The sequence below is a fragment of the Bacteroidota bacterium genome, assembly GCA_039111535.1.
In the GTDB taxonomy this organism is placed as follows: domain Bacteria; phylum Bacteroidota; class Rhodothermia; order Rhodothermales; family JAHQVL01; genus JBCCIM01.
In genome coordinates this window covers 1-5590 of sequence record JBCCIM010000293.1, presented here as the reverse complement: position 1 = coordinate 5590, position 5590 = coordinate 1, and the positions used below count along the sequence as shown (strand labels likewise).

Below are 5590 nucleotides of genomic sequence, written 5' to 3'. Positions count from 1 at the left end.
GCAAGCGACAAATCATTTTTTACGGGCCATCGGGTACGGACAAAACGTTCATGGCACAACAGCTCGCCCGCGGTCTTACCGATGGTACAGACGGTATTGTGCAGCTCGTTCAGTTTCACGCCGGCTATACCTACGACAAATTTATTGGTACCGGACAAAAACCTGGCGACTTCCATAAGTTCTGTACAAAAGCAGCACAGCGCACCGGTCCGAGTGTGTTGATTATCGATGAGATTAACCGCGCTGATCTGGGTGCGGTATTTGGAGAATTGCTGGCGCAGCTGGATCGTGAAACAGACAATTCGTTGTTGATCAAACAACAGGCTTTTTCTGTGCCGAGCAACGTGTTTATTATTGGCACAATGGTCCCCGGGAAGCCTGTCGGCCTATTCAGTGATTCTGTGGCACGCCGGCGTTTTGCCCTCATTCCCCTTTTACCCAACTACGATGCCCTCCGCCACTTTCACCGGGATACCGACTTCCAGGTAGATGGGCTGGTCCGAACACTCAACCAGATCAACTCACTGGTCGAAAATCCCCGATACCTGATAGGGATCACCTATTTTCTGCGAAAAGATCTTTCACAACACATCGAAGAGATCTGGCGGTTTGAAGTAGAGCCTTGCATCGAGGAAGCCTTCTACAACGATGTCGAAAAAGTTGAATCGTTCAGGTGGAATAAAATGAAACGCCGACTTACGCGTTAGTCGCTTTTTGCGCCGGTTTTTCTTCGTGGAAAAAGAACCAGAACCCGAGCAACACCAACAACGCCATACCCGCCGGCAACAACCAGAAAAGCCGCCAGGGCTCCATATCCATAGCATTTGCATTCAGGAGCGTGTTAAAGAGCCACCCGGAAGCCTGCGCGCCAATTAACAACCCAACGCCCGACCGCACCATCACCAAAAACCCCTGCGCCTGTCCGCGCATATCTGCAGTTACCTGCCGGTCAATAAAAATCTGGCCGGCAATGTATACAAAATCAAAGCAGATACCGTGCAGCAGGATGCCAGCGATAATCATCCAGATAATACCATCCGGGGTTGAGCCGGCAAAAAACACAAACCGCACAACCCACGCCATAAACCCAAACAGGATCATTTTCTTCACCCCGAGGCGAATCAAAATCACCGGCATAAAGAACATGAATATGACTTCAGTCATCTGCCCAAACGACATCGTAAAGGCTGGTGAAGCTATGCCGGCGGCGTTGATGTACACAGGAGCATAGGCATAGTAGGTGGAGAGGGGGATGGATATAAGCAGCTCGCATAAAATGAAAACGATGAATGGCCGGGTATTCAACTGGCGCAACGCATCGAGCCCAAGAATATCGCGCAGCGTATTCCCCCCGTGTTTAGCGCGCGGTGGGGTATGTGGCAGGGTAAAACAGTAGATGCCCATCACCATTGATGCAACAGAAGCAATACGGATCGGCAACGCAGTTTCATCAGCCTGAAGTACCGCACTTACAAGGACACCCGCCACAATCCAGCCAATGGACCCGAAGACGCGGACAATTGGGAATTGCTTTTCTGGCGAATCTATGTGATGAAAAGCCAGCGTACTCGCAAGGCCCAGCGTAGGAAAGAAGCAGATGGTGTGCAGCAACAGCAAAAAGATGAACAACCCGCCATTTGAGCCATCAACAAAGGAAGCAGCGCCTATGGCAAAGCTTCCCAGAATATTAAGCACACCAAGCACTTTTTCTGTCGGGAAATACCGATCAGCCAGCCGGCCAAGCAGAAACGGCGAAATAAGCGCAGACAGCGGACCAATGGTATACGCCCAGTGAATGACTTCGGAAAGCCCGATGGCGTCCATGTAATTCCCGACAGTAACATACCATGATCCAAAAATGAAGAACTGTATGAAAAACATGAGGCTCAACCGCGAGGCAAGCTTCGGAGACAAACCACTCAGGGTAAAAGGCGAACGGGGCAAATTTTTTGTTTTCTTTTTGGCGGATGAAATCTTGGTCCTGATAACTTCTGTCGCGTATCTTCCGGCAAGTGTCCTGCCTTGCGTGCCTGCGAGAAATACCCGGAGCCATTCCAGGCAGGCATCAATGCACTTTACCTGAAACGAAGCCCTCTTTTTCCACTGTTGATCACAACATGCAAATCACAATCGCATACGGTCGCGAAGGCCTGAACATCGAACTACCAGACAATACAGACGTCATTCAATCGACACCGATGAACGGCCTGACAGACGAGGTTGCTGCCATTGAAGAGGCGCTACGCAATCCGGTTGGACTACCTCCTCTGGCGGCATCAGTCAAGGCGGGAGATCGCGTTGTGGTAACCCATAGCGACATCACACGCCCCGTACCCAATGACAGGATTCTTCCTGTGCTGCTGCGTGAACTGGAATCGGCTGGTGTACGAAGGGAAGATATCACTTTATTAAATGCATTGGGTACCCATCGTCAGCAAACAACTGATGAACTTCGCATGATGCTGGGAGATGCCATCGTCGACAATTACCATTGCGACCAGCACAATTCTTTTGATGACGCTAACCTCGTATCCCTTGGGCATACTTCGCTGGGTAATCCGGTGCGCATCAACAAAAAATTACTCGAAGCTGATTACCGGGTGTATACTGGGTTTATTGAGCCCCATTTCTTTGCCGGCTTCAGCGGTGGCCCCAAAGCCGTCTTGCCAGCACTTTCTGGCTCAGAGAGTGTGCTTTCGAACCACGGCCGAGAAATGATCGCCGACAAGCGCTCAACCTGGGGCAACATCGCCGGCAATCCGATATGGGAAGAAATGCGGGAAGTGGCCCTCAAAACGATGCCGGCTTTTCTGGTAAATGTGACCATCAATCCTGCCCACGCCATCACGGGTGTTTTTGCAGGCGAACTCCTTCAGGCACACGAAATAGGGCGAGAGTTCATCAGGCAAAACGTAATGGTTGGCGTAGATGCACCATACGACATCATCATTACCAACAACAACGGATACCCCCTTGACCAGAACCTGTACCAAACGGTCAAAGGCATGAGTGCCGCCAGCCGTGTGCTCAAACCCGGCGGCGCCATCATTATGTGCGCAGCCTGCGTAGACGGTTTGCCCGACCACGGGCGCTATGCAGAATTGCTCGAACTCGGCGGTTCCCCGCAGGGAGTGCTGGACATGATCGCGCAACCAGGATTCGGCGAGCAAGACCAGTGGCAGGTACAAATTCAGGCGCAGATTCAGGTAAATGCAGACGTATACATTTACAGCGACGGGCTTTCAGATTCACAAATCAACCGCGCCTTGCTCAAACCTTGTCGCGATATAGGGGCAACCATTAATCAGTTGCTGGAGAAATATGGGCCAGATGCCCGAATTTGCGTTATGCCGGATGGGCCGGCTTCTATCGCCTACGTCAAATAGATATGTACAACAAGCAGAGGGCTAATCAGCTGGCAGTAGCGGTACATACTCGCGAAGCAAAACGCGGTATGCCGGCGCATAAGCTTCTCCGTAAGCCTTCGAATGATGGATTGCCGGAAAGCCAGCTGCCTGTTTTTCTTCAAAAAATTCAGCTACCCGATCAGCCGTAAAAGGAAACGACTGCTCTCCTGCAAGTATAGCCAGGGCCTTGCCCCAATTTTCCAACTGTGCCGGCTGTTGCTCAACGCGCTTCCACGTACGTTTCATGGCATCAAATAGCATCTCAGGTGATCCCGAGGCTGCTTTGAACGGGCGCATGTTTAAACGAACCACACTGCTATCCGAGCTAATATATTCAACCAATTGCTCGTTTTGAGCAGCCCCAATGCTATTCAACTCTTCTAGCATATAGTTGAATATAACGCTATCCTCAACCCCCAAATGCCGGTTGCCCATTGCTGCCTGATGAAACAGTTTGTACCAATCCTCAAGCTGCATGGCCGGATATGCGTTGCGCTGTTCGTTTACCAGTTCGAGGAAAGGAGCCGGCAAATCCTGCGTTTTGTTTTTCTCGCAGCCACCAAACAGGATGAGCAATAATGCGGCGATGGGAAAGAAGCTATTCAACAGAAAACCAACGGGCGTGGGGTGGAACACAAACTACATCGTGCTGCTCAAAGCAGAATAATGCCCTCTATTTTTGCAGCCGACGTATACATTGCAATGACCTCGTCACTCGAGTGCACTACAAATTTGGCTGTCACACTGGCATAATTCCCTTTGCTCGATTCACGTACGGAAATCGGAAAATTGTGAAACAGTTGCTCAACTTCTGAAAGGTTATCACGCGGCACAATAAACTTAAAAACGTAAGGGCTGGGCCATTCAATCCCGTCGTCGAGCAATTGCTGAAACCGGGCCCACCACTGTTTATTCTCCTGCGAAGCCTTACCACTCATATTTCAATGTCTTTCGTTTGAAGAAGAAAACGAACCGCCGCGATTCTGGTTTCGTTGCCTGCCATCAATCCTTAACCCTAAAGGAAAATCAGCGTCACCCTGCACAGTCAGTTGCTGAAAGATGCGATGCTATCACCTGCCCTATCCAAGCTTTCACAACAAACATGACCATAAACACCTCCTGTACAAAATTCTGCTCCGACGACAGAGAAACGGGATTCCACCCGTATTCACCAACAAACTTGTAAAGAAATTTGCAGCTTAACTTAGGTATTGAGCAAACAGACCGATAAAACAACTGACCACCACAGGACAACCTAATCCACGGCAGAGTAACCTCCGTCATTTTTTGGCAACTTTAGCCCAGGCAGTCCCATGTTAGGTTCCGACTTATTCTCCCACGCAAGCGTTGGCCATTATATGGCACAGTTTGCGCAGCATACAGCGCAAGAAGCGCATACTTCAATAGAAAACGACCAGGTACAGACTTCGGTCAATGCCCAGAACGCTCCGGGTGCGGCGCAAGATTATCACCGCCCTGTTGAGTCTTCTGCAAAAGGTCAAGATCTCGATTTTGGCAAGCAGCCTAAAGACCCTACCCAGGAGGTGGGGCCTGATGGCAAGGCATACACGCCAGAAGAGGAGAAGGAGATTGAGGAACTGGAAGACCGTGATGCTGAAGTCAAAAGGCACGAACAGGCACATTTCCAGGCCGGCGGCAAATACGCAAGCACGCCCAAATATGAATATCAGACTGGCCCTGATGGCAAGCGGTACGCAGTAGGCGGCAGTGTTGATATAGACATGAGCGAAGTGCCGGACGATCCGCAGGCAACACTCGAAAAAGCACGCGTAATTAAACGTGCAGCCCTTGCCCCTGAAGATCCGTCAGTGCAAGACCGTAAAGTGGCCCGCGAAGCAGATCAGATGGCTGCAAGAGCACAGCGACAGCTCAGCGACAGCGCATCAAACTACGGCGAACATGAAGTGCACGGTGCTGCGGCTGCGCACGAAAAAGAGCAGGCTAAAACGCTTGAAGACATTACAGCCGGCGTAACAACGGTAAGCACAGAGTCTCTCGAAATTGATCCTTCGGAGCACTTCGTCAATGACAATGTGCTGCGCTTCAGAACCTCTCGCCTGCAAATGGCCGGCCAAAGCACACAAACCCTTGCTTCTCCGGTAGAACATAACTTTTTCCGTGGCCAAGGCAGGTCTTTTGACCACTACGGCTAGGCATAGGTC

Annotated in this window: 6 protein-coding genes; 3 read left to right on the top strand and 3 right to left on the bottom strand. The window is 50.7% G+C overall.

The genetic code is table 11. The features are described from left to right. The coding region (locus AAF564_25730) for an AAA family ATPase (GenBank protein MEM8488972.1) at positions 1-707 on the top strand (707 nt) is incomplete at its 5' end. Here AAF564_25730 and AAF564_25725 read toward each other — a convergent pair. Next, a complete protein-coding gene (locus AAF564_25725; GenBank protein MEM8488971.1) occupies positions 697-1914 on the bottom strand; it encodes an MFS transporter in 1218 nt (405 codons plus the stop codon). The genes AAF564_25730 and AAF564_25725 overlap by 11 nt on opposite strands. A 203-nt stretch (positions 1915-2117) precedes the next feature. Here AAF564_25725 and larA point away from each other — a divergent pair, with 203 nt between their 5' ends. Then, positions 2118-3386 (top strand): nickel-dependent lactate racemase, encoded by a 1269-nt coding sequence (larA, locus tag AAF564_25720; protein MEM8488970.1) that lies wholly within the window; start codon positions 2118-2120, stop codon positions 3384-3386. 21 nt (positions 3387-3407) lie between these two features. On the opposite strand, the gene AAF564_25715 is transcribed toward larA, so the two are convergent. Both AAF564_25715 and AAF564_25710 read right to left on the bottom strand, forming a co-directional pair. Further along, positions 3408-4013: a hypothetical protein gene (locus AAF564_25715; protein MEM8488969.1), complete on the bottom strand. Its 606-nt coding sequence runs from the start codon at positions 4011-4013 to the stop codon at positions 3408-3410. 47 nt (positions 4014-4060) lie between these two features. Continuing rightward, entirely contained in the window at positions 4061-4345 is a 285-nt protein-coding gene (locus tag AAF564_25710) for a DUF493 family protein (GenBank protein MEM8488968.1), read from the bottom strand. Positions 4346-4720: 375 nt separating this feature from the next. On the opposite strand from AAF564_25710, the gene AAF564_25705 reads away from it, so the two are divergent. Further along, a complete protein-coding gene (locus tag AAF564_25705; protein ID MEM8488967.1) occupies positions 4721-5581 on the top strand; it encodes a putative metalloprotease CJM1_0395 family protein in 861 nt (286 codons plus the stop codon). Positions 5582-5590: the final 9 nt, after the last annotated feature.